The organism is Actinomadura macrotermitis (genome assembly GCF_009604375.1).
In the GTDB taxonomy this organism is placed as follows: Bacteria; Actinomycetota; Actinomycetes; order Streptosporangiales; family Streptosporangiaceae; genus Spirillospora; species Spirillospora macrotermitis.
This window is the reverse complement of record NZ_WEGH01000001.1, coordinates 1638974-1652792: the sequence shown is the minus strand read 5'-3', so window position 1 is coordinate 1652792 and position 13819 is coordinate 1638974. Positions and strand designations below refer to the sequence as shown.

Annotated in this window: 16 protein-coding genes; 8 read left to right on the top strand and 8 right to left on the bottom strand. The window is 69.9% G+C overall.

Annotated features, from left to right (window positions below; all coding sequences use genetic code 11):
• The first annotated feature begins 120 nt into the window (after positions 1-120).
• Positions 121-3042, top strand: coding sequence for an AMP-binding protein (locus tag ACRB68_RS07450; RefSeq protein WP_328593879.1), 2922 nt, complete (start codon positions 121-123; stop codon positions 3040-3042).
• Here ACRB68_RS07450 and ACRB68_RS07445 read toward each other — a convergent pair.
• On the bottom strand, positions 3039-3653 hold the full coding sequence (locus tag ACRB68_RS07445) for a L,D-transpeptidase family protein (protein ID WP_235958775.1): 615 nt from the start codon (positions 3651-3653) through the stop codon (positions 3039-3041). The two genes, ACRB68_RS07450 and ACRB68_RS07445, sit on opposite strands and share 4 nt — an antisense overlap.
• A gap of 157 nt (positions 3654-3810) precedes the next feature.
• Between ACRB68_RS07445 and ACRB68_RS07440 the strand changes: the two genes are divergently transcribed.
• Positions 3811-5169 carry a cytochrome P450 gene (locus ACRB68_RS07440; protein ID WP_153531381.1) on the top strand — a complete coding sequence of 453 codons (1359 nt, stop codon included), beginning with the start codon at positions 3811-3813 and terminating at the stop codon, positions 5167-5169.
• The gene (locus ACRB68_RS07435) at positions 5166-5957 is read left to right on the top strand and encodes an SDR family oxidoreductase (RefSeq protein WP_153531380.1); all 792 of its coding nucleotides are present in this window, start codon (positions 5166-5168) and stop codon (positions 5955-5957) included. Before ACRB68_RS07440 ends, ACRB68_RS07435 begins: the two co-directional genes overlap by 4 nt.
• On the opposite strand, the gene ACRB68_RS07430 is transcribed toward ACRB68_RS07435, so the two are convergent.
• A complete protein-coding gene (locus ACRB68_RS07430) occupies positions 5954-6931 on the bottom strand; it encodes an alpha/beta hydrolase (RefSeq protein WP_328593878.1) in 978 nt (325 codons plus the stop codon). The genes ACRB68_RS07435 and ACRB68_RS07430 overlap by 4 nt on opposite strands.
• Before the next feature lie 190 nt (positions 6932-7121).
• On the opposite strand from ACRB68_RS07430, the gene ACRB68_RS07425 reads away from it, so the two are divergent.
• A complete protein-coding gene (locus ACRB68_RS07425; RefSeq protein WP_194293207.1) occupies positions 7122-7625 on the top strand; it encodes a hypothetical protein in 504 nt (167 codons plus the stop codon).
• A gap of 4 nt (positions 7626-7629) precedes the next feature.
• Here the strand turns inward: ACRB68_RS07425 and ACRB68_RS07420 are convergent, their stop codons facing one another.
• The 4 genes from ACRB68_RS07420 to ACRB68_RS07405 form a co-directional block, all read right to left on the bottom strand.
• Positions 7630-8061 carry a nuclear transport factor 2 family protein gene (locus ACRB68_RS07420; protein WP_153531377.1) on the bottom strand — a complete coding sequence of 144 codons (432 nt, stop codon included), beginning with the start codon at positions 8059-8061 and terminating at the stop codon, positions 7630-7632.
• A 153-nt stretch (positions 8062-8214) separates the two neighbouring features.
• Complete coding sequence (locus ACRB68_RS07415) at positions 8215-8706, bottom strand: hypothetical protein (RefSeq protein ID WP_153531376.1); 492 nt, start codon at positions 8704-8706, stop codon at positions 8215-8217.
• Entirely contained in the window at positions 8703-9119 is a 417-nt protein-coding gene (locus ACRB68_RS07410; RefSeq protein WP_153531375.1) for an ATP-binding protein, read from the bottom strand. Before ACRB68_RS07410 ends, ACRB68_RS07415 begins: the two co-directional genes overlap by 4 nt.
• Positions 9120-9243: 124 nt before the next feature.
• Positions 9244-9435 (bottom strand): hypothetical protein, encoded by a 192-nt coding sequence (locus ACRB68_RS07405; protein WP_153531374.1) that lies wholly within the window; start codon positions 9433-9435, stop codon positions 9244-9246.
• A 470-nt stretch (positions 9436-9905) separates the two neighbouring features.
• Here ACRB68_RS07405 and ACRB68_RS07400 point away from each other — a divergent pair, with 470 nt between their 5' ends.
• From ACRB68_RS07400 to ACRB68_RS07385, 4 genes are all read left to right on the top strand, one after another.
• On the top strand, positions 9906-10721 hold the full coding sequence (locus tag ACRB68_RS07400; RefSeq protein WP_153531373.1) for a helix-turn-helix domain-containing protein: 816 nt from the start codon (positions 9906-9908) through the stop codon (positions 10719-10721).
• Positions 10718-10918, top strand: a complete 201-nt coding sequence (locus tag ACRB68_RS07395) for a DUF397 domain-containing protein (protein ID WP_328593877.1) — start codon at positions 10718-10720, stop codon at positions 10916-10918. The genes ACRB68_RS07400 and ACRB68_RS07395 overlap by 4 nt, the downstream gene beginning before the upstream one ends.
• Positions 10919-11046: 128 nt before the next feature.
• Positions 11047-11235, top strand: a complete 189-nt coding sequence (locus ACRB68_RS07390; RefSeq protein WP_153531372.1) for a DUF397 domain-containing protein — start codon at positions 11047-11049, stop codon at positions 11233-11235.
• A 61-nt stretch (positions 11236-11296) separates the two neighbouring features.
• On the top strand, positions 11297-11497 hold the full coding sequence (locus ACRB68_RS07385) for a DUF397 domain-containing protein (protein WP_153531371.1): 201 nt from the start codon (positions 11297-11299) through the stop codon (positions 11495-11497).
• A 46-nt stretch (positions 11498-11543) separates the two neighbouring features.
• On the opposite strand, the gene ACRB68_RS07380 is transcribed toward ACRB68_RS07385, so the two are convergent.
• Positions 11544-12683 carry a methyltransferase domain-containing protein gene (locus tag ACRB68_RS07380; protein ID WP_328593876.1) on the bottom strand — a complete coding sequence of 380 codons (1140 nt, stop codon included), beginning with the start codon at positions 12681-12683 and terminating at the stop codon, positions 11544-11546.
• 268 nt (positions 12684-12951) lie between these two features.
• Positions 12952-13815 (bottom strand): helix-turn-helix domain-containing protein, encoded by an 864-nt coding sequence (locus ACRB68_RS07375; protein ID WP_153531370.1) that lies wholly within the window; start codon positions 13813-13815, stop codon positions 12952-12954.
• Between the last annotated feature and the right edge of the window lie 4 nt (positions 13816-13819).

Below are 13819 nucleotides of genomic sequence, written 5' to 3'. Positions count from 1 at the left end.
CAACGTCCGCCCTCTGACAGGACGTGCGTCACTTTGTAAGATCATTTATTGATAATCCCCGGGTTATTGGACACCATGTCGTCAACCCGTGAGAGGTCGACGATGCCCCCAGTTGCCAACGTGCTCCACCGCCTGGGTTCCCGCCTGGGAGCCACCGCCCAGAACGCCCTCGAGGTCGCCCGGTTCGGCGGCCTGGACACCGACGAGGACGCCTCCCCCTACGAGGTCGTGACCGAGCAGCGCGTCTACCGCCTGCGGCACTACTTCCCGGCGGGCACGGGCGAGGACAGACCGGTGATGGTGCTGGTCCCGCCGCTGATGATCAGCGCCGAGGTGTACGACATCTCGTCCCGGGTGAGCGCGGTCGGCGAGCTGTACCGGCGCGGCGTGGACCCGTGGGTGGTCGACTTCGGCGCCCCCGAGCGCGAGCCGGGCGGCCTGGAGCGCACCGTCACCGACCACGTGGTCGCGGTCAGCGACGCCGTCGACCGGGTCCGCGAGCTCACCGGCCGGGACGTGCACCTGGCCGGCTACTCCCAGGGCGGCATGTTCGTCTACCAGGCCGCCGCCTACCGGCGCAGCGCGGGCATCGCCTCGCTGGTCACCTTCGGCAGCCCGGCCGACACCAGCGTCGGCCTGCCGTTCGGGCTGCCGAGCTGGCTGGCCGCCGACGCCGCCGAGCGCATCCCCGACGCGCTGCTCGGCGGCATCGCGGTGCCCGGCTGGGTCACCCGCACCGGGTTCCAGCTGCTCAGCCCGGTCAAGTCGGTGCGCAGCCGGGTCGACTTCGTGCGCCAGCTGCACGACCGCGAGCGGCTCGCGCCGCGCGAGCGCCAGCGCCGCTTCCTGGAGCGCGAGGGCTGGGTGTCGTGGCCCGGCCCGGCGCTGGCGGAGTTCGTGCGCCAGTTCATCCAGCACAACCGGATGATGACCGGCGGCTTCGTCATCGGCGACCGGCTCGTCACCCTGGCCGACATCTCCTGCCCGGTGCTGACGTTCGTCGGCGAGGTCGACGAGATCGCGGCGCCGCCGATGGTGCGCGGCATCCGCCGGGCCGCGCCGCGCGCGCAGGTGTACGAGGCGTCGCTGCGCGCCGGGCACTTCGGCCTGGTCGTCGGCAGCCTCGCGGTCGCGCAGACCTGGCCCGCCGTCGCGGCCTGGGCCCGGTGGCGGGCCGGCGACGCGCAGCTGCCCGAGATCGTCACCCGGGTCACCGGCGACGAGGAGTCGCCCGCGCCGAGCCTGCCCGGCGGGCCCGCCGGGTACGGGCTGCAGCTGGCGCTCGGCGTCGGCACGAGCGCGGTCCGGTCGGCGGCGGGCACCGCCACCCGCGCGGTGCGCGGCACGCAGCAGATCGCCAAGGAGGCGGCGCAGAACCTGCCGCGCCTGGCCCGCCTGGAGCGCATCCACTCCAACACCCGCATGTCGCTCGGCCTGCTGCTGGACGAGCAGGCCCGCGACCGGCCCAAGGAGGTCTTCTTCCTCTGGCAGGGCCGCGCGCACACCCACACCGCGGGCAAGCGGCGCATCGACGCGATCGTCCGGGGCCTGGTCCACATCGGCGTCCGGCAGGGCGACGAGGTCGGCGTGCTGATGAACACCCGGCCGACGGCGCTCGCGCTCGTCGCGGCGCTCAGCCGGCTCGGCGCCGTCGCGGTGCTGCTGCGCCCCGACGGCGACCTGGCGCGCGAGGCGGCGCTGACCCGCCTCACCCGCATCATCGCCGACCCCGAGAACGCCGAGTGCGCCGCGAGCCTGGGCGGCGTCGAGACGTTCCTGCTCGGCGGTGGCGGCGCCGACCGCAAGCTGCGCGGCCTGTCGCTGATGGACATGGAGCGGATCGACCCCGACGAGGTCGAGCTGCCCGGCTGGTACCGGCCGAACCCCGGCCGTGCGGGCGACGTGGCGTTCGTGCTGTTCACCGGCGACGGCGAGCACCTGCGCGCCACCCGCGTCACCAACCGGCGCTGGGCGCTGTCGGCGTTCGGCACCGCGTCCTCGGCGTCGCTGTCCCCGGCCGACACCGTCTACAGCATCACCCCGCTGCAGCACCCGTCGGCGCTGCTGATGAGCCTCGGCGGCGCGGTCGCGAGCGGCGCGCGCCTGGCGCTCGCCACCGCCTACGACCCCGAGACCTTCTGGGACGAGGCGCGCCGCTACGGGGTGACCGTGGCGTCCTACACCTGGACGCTGCTGCGCGACCTGGTGAACGCGCCGCAGCACCCGGGGGAGCGGCACCACGCGATCCGGCTGTTCATCGGCTCGGGCATGCCGCGCGGCCTGTGGCGGCGGGTGGAGGAGCGCTTCACGCCCGCGCGGGTGCTGGAGTTCTACGCCTCCACCTCCGGCGAGGCGATCCTGGTCAACCTGCGCGCCAAGAAGGCCGGCTCGCTCGGCCGCCCGCTGCCCGGCAGCGCCGAGGTGCGGCTCGCCCGCTACGACCTGGAGGCCGCCGAGCTCGTCACCGGCCCGGACGGCTTCGCCGAGGAGTGCGGCCCCGACGAGATCGGCATGCTGCTGACGCGGATCCGCCCGGCGATGATCGCGTCGGCGGCGCGGCCGGTGCGCGGGGTGTTCCGGCCCGAGGACGCCTGGGCCATCACCGGCGACCTGTTCCGGCGCGACGCCGACGGCGACTACTGGCTGGTCGGCCGGGACGCCGAGCTGATCCGCACCGCCGACGGCATCGTCCCGCCGGGCCCGGCCCGCGACGCGCTCGGCGACCTGCCGTACGTGGACGCCGTCGCGGTCTACGGCATCCCGTCCGGCGACGCCGAGCTGGCCGCCGCCGCGATCACGCTGCGCGAGGACTGCCAGGTCAAGCCGGTCGACCTGTCGGAGGCGCTGCTGCGGGTCGAGCCGGAGCTGCGGCCCGCGCTGGTGCGCGTGGTCGACGACATCCCGGTGACCGGCGGGCGCCGGCTGGCCACCGCGCCGCTGCGTGCGGAGGGCGTGCCGGACAAGGCCGACGGCCGCACCTTCGTCCGCGACGACGCGGGCGCCTACCGGCCCCTCACCGAGGAGCTCCGCCAGGCGCTCTAGCGGCGCACGTGGACCGGCTCGCCGTCGCGGACGAGCTTGGGAAGCAGGTCCGCGGTGTGCATCGGGATCCGGACGCAGCCGTGCGACGCCGGGTGCAGCGGCACGTTGCGGGAGCCGTGCATGGCGTAGCCCCGGTAGAAGTACAGGGGCCGGTACATGTAGCCGAGCGGCGCGTGCCGCCAGCCGGCGACGCGGCGCGTCACGTGGAAGTCGCCGGCGGGCGTGCGCCAACCCGGCTTCCCGGTCGCGACGTGGGTGATGAGGACGACGTGCCCGCGCCGGTAGGCGACCAGGAGCTGGCGCCGCAGGTCGACCTCGACGCGGTTGCGCTCCCTGCCGGGCGTCCGCGGTGTGCGCGGGGCGGCGAGGGCGCTCCAGACGGGCCCGTCGACGACGCCGTCCGGCAGCATCCGCTGGACCTTCTGGAACGCCCACACGGCGGCGCGGGTGTCGTCGCCGTAACGGCCGTTCACCGCGCCGGGGTCGTAGGCCAGCGCGCGCAGCCGCTCCTGGAGCGCGCGGACGGCCGGGCCGCTGTCGCCGGGCCGCACGGTGGCGGGGCCGTGGACGGGCGGCGGCCGCCCGGCCGGGTAGCCGATCATGACGGGCATGCCCGGACGGTAGGAGGGGCGGCGCCGGGGCGCGCCGCGCGACACGGCTACCCGGCGCAAGCTTTACCGCGTGCAAGTATGGACTTACGTCCGCGCGGTGCGCTAGAACAAAGTTACAGAAATCGACTTTTTGTCCCTCTGTTCCACCGGAGGTCCCATGGCCCTGCGCGTCCTCGCCACGCCGCCCCCCGGCAGCGGCCTCAAGCCGGTCGTCGGCGATCCCGGCCTCCCCTACATCGGCAACACGCTGCAGGTCATGCGGCAGCCGTTCAAGGTGTCGCGCGAGCGCTACGCCCGCTTCGGCCCCGTCAGCTGGAGCTGGCTGCTCGGCCAGCAGACCATCACCGCACAGGGACCCGAGGCGGCCGAGGCCGTGCTGGTCAACCGGGACAAGGCGTTCGCCAACGGCCCCGCCTGGAGCTACTTCATCGGGCCGTTCTTCCACCGCGGCATCATGCTGCTGGACTTCGACGAGCACCTGCACCACCGGCGCATCATGCAGCAGGCGTTCAACAAGCCCCGGCTGCGCACCTACATGGACGCCATGGCCCCCGGCATCGCCAAGGGCCTGGACGCCTGGGAACCCGGCCACGGCTTCAGGTTCTACGACCACGTCAAGCAGCTCACCCTGGACCTGGCCACCGACGTGTTCATGGGCGTCGCGCTGGACCGCGCCGAGGCCGACCGCATCAACGGCGCGTTCATCGACGCCGTCCGCGCCGGCACCGCCTACGTGCGCCGCCCCGTCCCCGGGCTGCGCTGGCACAAGGGGGTGCGGGCCCGCGCGGTGCTGGAGGAGTTCTTCCGGCGGCACCTGCCCGCCAAGCGCCGCGACGGCGGCGACGACCTGTTCGCCGCGCTCTGCCAGGCCGAGACCGACGACGGGCACCGCTTCACCGACGACGACGTCGTCAACCACATGATCTTCGCGCTGATGGCGGCGCACGACACCACCACCATCACGCTCACCACCATGGCCTACTACCTGGCCAAGCACCCCGAGTGGCAGGAGCGGCTGCGCGACGAGTCGCTCGCCCTCGGCAAGCCCGCGCTGGAGTTCGACGACCTGGACACGATGACCGGCATCGACATGGTGATGAAGGAGGCGCTGCGGCTCGTCGCGCCGGTGCCCGCGCTGCCGCGCCGCGTCGTCAAGGACACCTCCGTCCTCGGCTTCCACATCCCCGCCGGGACCACCATCGTCGTGCCGCTGCTCACCAACCACCACATGCCCGAGTGGTGGCCCGAGCCCGACCGGTTCGACCCCGAGCGCTTCGCACCCGAGCGGCGCGAGGACAAGGCGCACAAGTACGCCTGGGCGCCGTTCGGCGGCGGCGCCCACAAGTGCATCGGGCTGCACTTCGCCGGCATGCAGGTCAAGAGCATCATGCACCAGCTGCTGCTGACCCGCCGGTGGAGCGTCCCGGGCCGCTACACCTGGCCGCTCGACACCACCTCCCTGCCGTCCCCGAAGGACGGGCTGCCCGTCCGCCTCGACCGTCTGGAGCCTCGATGAGCAAGGTCATCGCCATCACCGGAGCCGCCCGCGGCATCGGGTTCGCCACCGCCCAGGCCGTTCAGGCCAAGGGCGCCACGGTCGTCATCGGCGACATCGACGAGCTCGCGGTGAAGGCGGCGGGGGACAGGCTCGGCTGCGCCGCCCACCACCTGGACGTGACCGACCGCGCGTCCTTCACCGCCTTCCTGGAGCAGGCCGGGCCGGTCGACGTCCTGGTCAACAACGCGGGCATCATGCCGATCGGGCCCGTCACCGGCGAGAGCGACGAGGACGCCCGCCGCTGCATGGACATCAACGTGCACGGCGTCATGCTCGGCACCAAGCTCGCGCTGGAGCGGATGCTGCCGCGCGGCCGGGGCCACGTCATCAACATCGCCTCGGTCGCGGGCCTGCTGCCCACCCCGGGCCTGGCCCTCTACAACGCCAGCAAGGCCGCCGTCGTCGCCTTCACCGAGGCCGCGCGGCTGGAGGTCCTCGGGACGGGCGTGCACGTCAGCGCGGTGCTGCCGACGTTCACCAACACCGAGCTGATCGCGGGCACCCGCAACCCGAAGGGGCAGAAGAACTGCGAGCCCGCGGACATCGCGGCGGCCGTCGTCGCGCTGATCGGCAGGCCCCGCTCGGCGGTCACGGTCCCGGCCGGCATCGGCCGCCAGGCGCGGATCGGCGCCCTGCTGCCGGACCGGGTCCGCGAGGCCACCATGCGCCGTTACGAGCTCGACAGGGTGTTCCTGGACTACGACCCGGAGGCCCGTAAGGCTTACGACGACCGAATCCGCGGCTAAGCCTTACGTAGACGGTCGATGATGCCGTCGATGTCGTGCCGGAACATGTCGGGGCGGATCTCGTGCCCGCCGGACTCCTCGTGGGCCTCGTAGGGGATGCCGGCCCGGTCGAGGGCGCCGCGGAACTCCCGCTGGGTGTTGAGGACGGTGACCTCGTTGACCTGCTGCCAGATGCCCTCGGGGGTCGTCCCGGCGACCAGGAGGATCCGCTTGTCGCGGTAGCTCGGGACGCGCTCCATGGGGTTGTCCGCGGTGACCCGCGCCTCGTCCCACGGCACGCCGTAGACGGTCCCGCCGGCCAGGTCCGCGGCGGCCGAGGAGGCGTTGGCCCAGTGCGTGACCAGCCCGCCGAAGCCGCGCAGGCTGGCCGGGCCGGAATGGGTGCTCACCGAGGCGAAGTGCCCGTAGTACTTGGCCGCGTACTTCAGCGCGCCGAAGCCGCCCATGGAGAACCCGGCGACGGCGCGGCCGTCGTACTCGGCGTAGACGCGGAAGTTCGCCTCCACCCAGGGGATCAGCTGGGAGATGTGGAAGGTCTCCCAGTTGCGGGGGCCGACGTTGGAGGTGACGGGGTTGGAGTACCAGCCGGCGTGCCCGCCGTCGGGCATCACCACGATGATGGGCTTGCCGGCCGTCCAGTCCCGGATGCCGGCCCGGTCGAACTCGATGAAGTCCCCGCCGCCGCCGTGCAGCAGGTACAGGACGGGGTAGGTGCGGCCGCTGTCGTAGTCGTCGGGGAGCAGGACGTTGACGCCGGGATTCCAGCCGATCGCGCTGGTGGCGAACCGGTAGTACTTCATGCGGGGGTCGCCCTCGTTGCGGTCGACGATCCGCAGGCCGGACCCGTCACCGGGCGCCGCGCCCGCCGCCGTCGCGGACGCGACGGCGCCCGCGCCGCCGAGGGCCAGCGCCGCGGTGACGCCGCCGGCGGCCTTCAGGACGCCGCGCCGTGACAACCGATGCTGCTCGTTCACTGTGAACTCCTTGGGAGCCATGACCATCCAAATGGTCGGAGTGAGCACGGAACGCAAGGGCCCGCGAGACGCCGGTGCTCCACCGGGCGGGCCCTTTTCAAATAAACAGCAATGTGTGCTTGATGTCCACGTGACGTCGATCATCCGGCGGGCGTACGGCGCGGAACCCTGGGGGCGGACTGTGAACGGCATGACAGGACTCGGCCGCCGGGGAGTGCTGGCGCTCGGCGCGGTGCTGGTGCTCGCGGCGTGCACATCCACCGAGAAGTCCACGGAGAAGCCCGAGGCCGTCAAGCTCCGGACCGACCTCGCGCCGCTGAAAGGCTGGTTCGGCGGACTCGGCCCGATGACCGGCGCGCACTGGCTCCCCAAGAGGCTGGGTGCCGACCGGCCGAAGTCGCGGGTGACCATTCCGGGCCCGACCGATTTCCATATGGTGGGGACCGTCCGGCTGAAAGCGGGCACCGTGGCCGCCATCACCGCGGCGCCGCGGTGGCACTTCCGGCCCGAGGCGCCGGCCGAGCCCACCCCGGAACTCGCCGCGTTCATGCCCGGCAACGCGAAATGGGTCCGGAGCAGAGACTTCGACGACCACCTGGCGGCCGGCAGTTACCAGGGTGCGTTCCACCTCGACCCGCGCACGGACACCGTCTACTTCGACATCCCCGAACCGCTCGCCACCACCGAACCATGACCGGCTACAGCGCGGCGGCCGTCCCGAGCACGTCGAGCACGGCGGCGGTGTCCAGGTAGAAGGGGCGGATCTCGCTGATCAGCCCGTCCTCGAAGGTGAACCACTGCATCACCGAGGTCTCCAGTGCCCGGCCGGTCGCGCGGGCCCGCAGGACTCCCCGGTTGCGGACGACGGCCACGGGCCCGTCGGCGGCGAAGCGCTGCTCGAGGAACTCCAGCGACGTCCACGCCTCGCTCATCGCCGCCATGAACCGCTCGATCCCGTCCGGGCCGGTCCAGGCGCCGCCGTACGGCAGGCTCTCGGCCTGGTACATGACGACGTCGGGGGAGAGATGTGCGGCCATCCCGGCGAAGTCGGCCTTCCCGGGGCCACCGGCGGTCACGTAGGCGGCCTCGGCCGCGAAGAAGTCCTTGAGCGCACTCAGTGAATCGATCATGCCCGGTACGACACCACCACCCGCCTGGCGGTTGCACCCATGCCGCCCGGAGCCGCGCCGATACCGATGGAAGGCCCCCGGCAGCCACGGGGGTGAGGCTGCCGGGGGCCGGCGGCACGGATGCGCGCAGGGGAGGGCGCGGCCGTGCCGGGTTCAGGGCGGCGGGATCGTGAACCCCGCGCGCAGGAGGGCGCCGTGGATGTGTACGGCGCGAATGACGCCGATCTTGCGGATGTCGCGCAGCCCGCCTTTACGGGCGACCTTCAGCAGGTCGTCGATGGTGCGCAGTCCGGCCTGGTGCAGAGGGCGGTCGGTGTTCTCGTCCAGCCCCAGGCAGCGGATCGCGCAACCGGCCCGCACGTCCCGATGCCCTGGCTCATGGGGAGCGTTCAACGCAATGAAGATGGCGCGGGCCGCCAACTCGGCCGATGCGCAAGGGGCACACCCGTCCGGCCACACGAACAGCAACTCGAACACCGACACGTGCAGCCGGTTGAAGGCCCGTGGCGCCGTGTTGCGGACGATCAGGTGAGGCGCCGACTGGGCAGGGGACACCAACCATGCCTCCACTCCGGGGATGTTCTGCAGCGCTTGTGCCAGCGTTATCAGCGGCAGGGCGTGGGCGACCTCGTCTCCGGCGTTCATGCGTTGATCGGGGCCAGGACGGCATACACGATCTTTCCGGCCTGGTCGGCCAGCGGGCGAACGCCCCAGGACCGGGTCAGGTTCTCGATCAGGCACAGGCCGCGGCCCGAGGTGGCATGCAGGTCCGGACGTCGAGGCTCGGGGATCCTGCCGGCGTCCTTGTCCCAGGCCTCGAGCGTCACCGAACCATCGTCGTTCAGGCTCGCCCGGACGACGATGCAGTCACCGCAGGCGTGCGTGACGGCGTTGGTGGCCAGCTCGGAGATCACCAGCCGGGCGATGTCGACGTCCACGCCCCATGACTCAACGGCCTTGCCGACGAAATCGCGGGCCCGCTTGATCGACTCAGGATGCGCCGTGAGCATCGTGGCGCACGGTCCGGACATGATCGCCTCCAGGAGCGGCCGCCCCATGACGGCTCGATACGGGTGCTAGGCCGGAGCAGGGTGTGTCCTGTCCCGGGGAAACTGCGGCCTTCGTTCTGCCCGTCGGTCGTGCCCTGGCGGACTTACGGATCGGGCTGGAGGGGGCCGGGGGCTAACTGCCCTCCAGTTCGGCGGCGGCAAGGACGTTGATCGCCCGGATGGCGCCTTCTGGGAGGCCATACCGGCGCATGGCGGTGGTGTAAGCGGTCCGCCACATCTCTTCTGCGGAATCGGCGGGGAGAAGAAGGGGGCCCGGCTTGATGGCTTTCGTCAAGGAGGAGAACTGATCCGGCGTCATCATCACCGACCTCACCTCCACCCGTCCGACTTGTAGGGAGGCATCGGAGTGATGGCGTGCCGGCCGCTCCCGGACGATCGGGCCTGCGGGTTTCGCGGAAGGGCCGCCTGGCGCCGGGCGTGAGATCCGTGTGCCTCCCGACGCAGCACCAAAAGCAGATACGTGATCACAGCACCCATCACGGCCCCGGCAACCAGCGTGAGGACGACCGCAAGCGTTCGCTCCCGGATCATCTCGGCCATCAGGCCGGTCAGCGCGGTTGTCACGACGACACCCGGTGCAGTCGGGCCGGCAGCTGCTTGGGACGGAGGATGATCTCGTCCTGAGCCATCATCAGAGCGGAAGAATCATTGCTATGGGGTCTGTCGAAGATCATCGAAACTTCCATTCATCCTGACTTCGCGTAGCCCCACAGTGACGCCAGTTGTCGTATCGTTGGAAGGCGCTTTTCCCCCGAGATCGAAGGCTGGGAAAACATGGGTCGCCCCCCAAAGGACCTCAATCCCGACGAATCGTTCGCCAAGCACTATGGGTGGAAGATCAGGACGCTGCGGGAGCGGAAGGGGTGGAGTCAGGAGGAGTTGGCTCGTGAGCTGAACTGCGGAAATTCTCAGGTCAGCCGCCTGGAACTAGGGGAGACTTCCCCTGACAAGGCGACGGCCAAGCTGCTCGACAATGCCTTCGCCACTGACTACTTCACAGAGCATCAGGAAGTGGTCTCCCGGGAGCGGATCCCGCAGGCTGCTCGGTCGCTGGCCAAGCAGGAGGAGCGCGCGAGGGTGATTCAGGCGTTCATGCCCACGCTGGTCGTGGGGCTCTTGCAGATCGAGCCCTACATTCGAGCCCTGGCAGGTGCCAGCACGACGCCCCATCTAGCGGACGAGATCGTCGACGAGCGTCTGCGCCGACAAAAGATCCTGCAAGGGGAGGCGCCTGTCCGCCTTAATGCGATCATGGACTACGCGGCGCTCACCCGGCAGGTCGGAGGGCCTGAGATCCTCTCCAAGCAGCTCGAAGCACTCAAAGGGCACCTGCGGCAGCGCAACATTCGTATCCAAGTCGTGCCGGAACGCATGGCGGCGTACGCTGGCCTGTCAGGCGGGTTCATGCTGATCGAACCTCACCGAGGGCCCCGTGTTGCCTGGCAGGAAGGGGTGGCGGGGAGCGGTCGGATCATCGAGGATCTGGGCATTGTTCAAGGCCTTGAAGACGCATACGATCTGATTCGGACGGCGGCTCTACCCGCTGACGAGACCGAACGGATACTTACGAAGATCCAGGAGTCATTGTGACCGAATTCTCCGCGAGCAACTGGCGTAAAGCTTCGTATTCAGGCGGTGAGCACGGCGGGTGCGTCGAGGCGGGCTCCGACCGCGGCCAGGTGGGCATCCGGGACACGACCAACCGCGCCGGCGGATCCATCGTCATCGAGGCAGAGCGTTTCCGCGGGATCCTGGAGGCCGTTCGCGCAGGAAAGCTCGATCTCTGACCTGAGTTTCCCGCAAGTTCTTGCTCCAGTGGGGCCTTGACAAGGAAAGCGATAGGCCGAATCGGGGCAAAAGCCTTGCTCGAAGGGCCCTCAAGGGCCCTGATCCTCTCGATCATGGAGAGCGTGACATGGCCACACGGTGGCGTAAGTCGTCCCGCAGCAGCTCCACCGGTGGCGATTGCGTCGAACTTGCCGACCTGTCTGGAAAGGTGGGGGTGCGGGACTCCAAGAGCCCCTCTGCTGGCAAGCTGGTTATCGGCCGTGATGAGCTGGCAGTTCTCGTCCGTCGCATCAAGGGCGGCGAACTGAGCCTGTAGTCCCGTAAGACGTCAGGGACCTGCTCCAACGGGACTCTGGTAGGAAAGTGATGGAGGAATTTTGGCCGAATTCTCCGCGAGCAACTGGCGTAAGGCTTCGTATTCGGGCAGTGAGCACGGTGGGTGCGTCGAGGCGGGCTCGGACCACGGCCAGGTGGGCATCCGGGACACAACCAACCGTGCCGGTGGAGCCATCGTCATCGAGACAGAGCGTTTTCGCGGCATCCTGGAGGCCGTTCGCGCAGGCATGCTCGATCTCTGACCTGAGTTTCCCGCAAGGCCTCGCTCCGGCGGGGCCTGCCTTCCTTTCAGGGGCCGATCGGGTTGTCCGGGGAATCCAGCCAGAGGTGCTGGCCCTCGGGCATGACGGTCATTCCGAAGCGCTCGCGCTCTGGACAGCCCCAAGAGACCCAGCGTAGGTAGGCGGCTTCCACCTCGGTCCAAAGCCGCCGTTCTCCGGCCTGGGATACCGCGTAGTCGTCATGACCCGGTTCGTAGTCGGCGACGGCCCAGGAGCCGTCAGGGTCGCGCAAGTACAGCCGGACGCGCCCGTCGCCGATCTCCTCCTCGACCGATGCCACACCGGGCACCATCCCGGCCACGGCCACATCACAGCCGTAGGAGTCCCCCGCAACCGTTCGCGGGTCCACCTTCGTCCTGCTCTGCTCGCCCTCCTGCTGGACGGCGGGGGCATAGTTCTCGAACCTTTGGGAGCGCAGCATCATGTACCCGGCGTTGCCGGTGAAACGGCCGACGGCCCGGCCGTCTGCGGTGGCGGTCAGCCGCGTCCGATGCCCGAAGGCAAAGCCGGGCATCCAGGGGAACACCACCCGCCCGCCGGGACGCAGTTGCCGCACCCAGGCATACGGAACCTCCCGGACACCGCACGTGACGTGCACCCGATCGTAGGGCGCTCCCTCCGGCCAGCCGTCCGCGCCGTCCGCCTGGATCAGGCGCGGGCAGCGCCCGGCCCTCTTCAAGTTCTCGCTCGCGCTGCTGGACACCGCGGGGTCGATCTCCAGGCTGGTGACGTTCTGGTCCCCGAGCCGCTGCGCCAGCAACCCGCTGGTCCACCCGGTCCCGGTGCCGATCTCCAGGACCCGGTGGTGATCCATCAAACCGAGCAGTTCGAGGAAGGCGATCACGATCCCGGGGGCCGAAAGCGAAGAAGTGAAATTCTCCCCGCCCGCCTCCAGTGCGGTCGCGCCATCATCAAGCTGGGTGACGATCGAGGTATCTGAGTAGACCGCCGCCAGCCATGCGGCTTCATCGGTGCCCCGGTCGAGGAGCCGGCCCGGCCCGTCCCCGCCATTGACCCACACCATCGACGGAGCGAACAGATGCCGGGGCACGGCATGCAGCGCCGCGCGCCACTGCGGATCGCTCAGGTGGCCTGAGGCGGCAAGCCGGTCGGCCAACTCCTCGATGTAGCGGGATACCGGCCTCACTTCCCGCCCTTCTTGATCGGACGGTCCCCGTCCGTCGTCGGCTTGGGCAGCTTGATCGGCTGCGGCTTCTCCTTCGGCGCGTCGTGCTTTCCCATCGACCGTGCTCCCTTCACTGCCTGGCGCGGCCCGATGCTGCGCCGTGGAGTCCCCGGACCGTCCCGCTGGAGCGGTGCTCACCCGTGAGTGCTGGCCGATCAGCGGAGATCTCGGGTGCTACGGGCTGCCGGAGCTCATGGCTGTGAGATTAGAAAGCCCTGGTCGGCGACGGCTAGGAGTTTTCCCGAGTTTGCGCGTAGCTACTTCGTGCTGCCTCGATCAAGGCACGGGCGGCATCGCCATATACCGCCATATCGCGAAGCCGAGCGAACAACTTGACAAAGAAGGCCAGTTCCTCCGGACGCCTCGTACGGAAGCCCCCTGTCCACATCTCGCTACGTACCAACTGCTCATCAAAGAGGTAGAAGCCTTCGCCGGCCCGGACGGTTCGCTCTCCCCACGGCGGGATGAGGCCAAGAGCCACGTTCGGCAGGTGCATGACCCGAAGCAGGAACGTGAGTTGCTCCTCCATCACACCGGCGCCCCCGAATCCGTGTTCAAGGACTCCATGCTCGATCACGAAGGAGTAGTTGTTCCGTCCGCTCCCCGCTGTGACGAGATGTTGCCGGGACAGGCGAGCGTCGGCGGCGGCCTCAACATCCGTGAGAGGGGTCCCGTGAAGCCGGGCGCTGGCGGTGAGCACCGCGACGGTGTAGGCGCGTGTCTGGAGGATGCCGGGCACCATGTTCGCCTCGTAGGCCCGGAGCAGTTCAGTGCTCTCATACAAGGGAGTGCTGCGCGACTGGATGTGGATTTGGCCGGCACGCATCTCCCGCCGGTACTCCACCCACATCTGTTCGATCTCCCGAAGAACCGCGATCAGTTCCGGGATCAGATGGGGGACGCCGCAAGCGTCACACCACTTCCTGACGTCGTCCTCAGAGGGGCTCTGCCGGGCGTGCTCAAGTCTGGAGATCTTGGTGTTGCGCATCCCTGACCGGGCGGCGAGTTCCTGCCCGTTCAGGCCGGCGTCCAAGCGGATGTCACGGAGCCGGATGCCGAACGCCTTCTTGGCGGCGGCTGCGCTGTCTGACATCTTT

Excerpts from the sequence above, each read along its gene's own strand:
- ACRB68_RS07445 (WP_235958775.1), bottom strand. The coding sequence starts at position 3,653 with ATGCCCGTCATGATCGGCTACCCGGCCGGGCGGCCGCCGCCCGTCCAC.
- ACRB68_RS07440 (WP_153531381.1), top strand. The coding sequence starts at position 3,811 with ATGGCCCTGCGCGTCCTCGCCACGCCGCCCCCCGGCAGCGGCCTCAAG.
- ACRB68_RS07435 (WP_153531380.1), top strand. The coding sequence starts at position 5,166 with ATGAGCAAGGTCATCGCCATCACCGGAGCCGCCCGCGGCATCGGGTTC.
- ACRB68_RS07425 (WP_194293207.1), top strand. The coding sequence starts at position 7,122 with ATGACAGGACTCGGCCGCCGGGGAGTGCTGGCGCTCGGCGCGGTGCTG.
- ACRB68_RS07420 (WP_153531377.1), bottom strand. The coding sequence starts at position 8,061 with ATGATCGATTCACTGAGTGCGCTCAAGGACTTCTTCGCGGCCGAGGCC.
- ACRB68_RS07415 (WP_153531376.1), bottom strand. The coding sequence starts at position 8,706 with ATGAACGCCGGAGACGAGGTCGCCCACGCCCTGCCGCTGATAACGCTG.
- ACRB68_RS07410 (WP_153531375.1), bottom strand. The coding sequence starts at position 9,119 with ATGGGGCGGCCGCTCCTGGAGGCGATCATGTCCGGACCGTGCGCCACG.
- ACRB68_RS07400 (WP_153531373.1), top strand. The coding sequence starts at position 9,906 with ATGGGTCGCCCCCCAAAGGACCTCAATCCCGACGAATCGTTCGCCAAG.
- ACRB68_RS07390 (WP_153531372.1), top strand. The coding sequence starts at position 11,047 with ATGGCCACACGGTGGCGTAAGTCGTCCCGCAGCAGCTCCACCGGTGGC.
- ACRB68_RS07375 (WP_153531370.1), bottom strand. The coding sequence starts at position 13,815 with ATGTCAGACAGCGCAGCCGCCGCCAAGAAGGCGTTCGGCATCCGGCTC.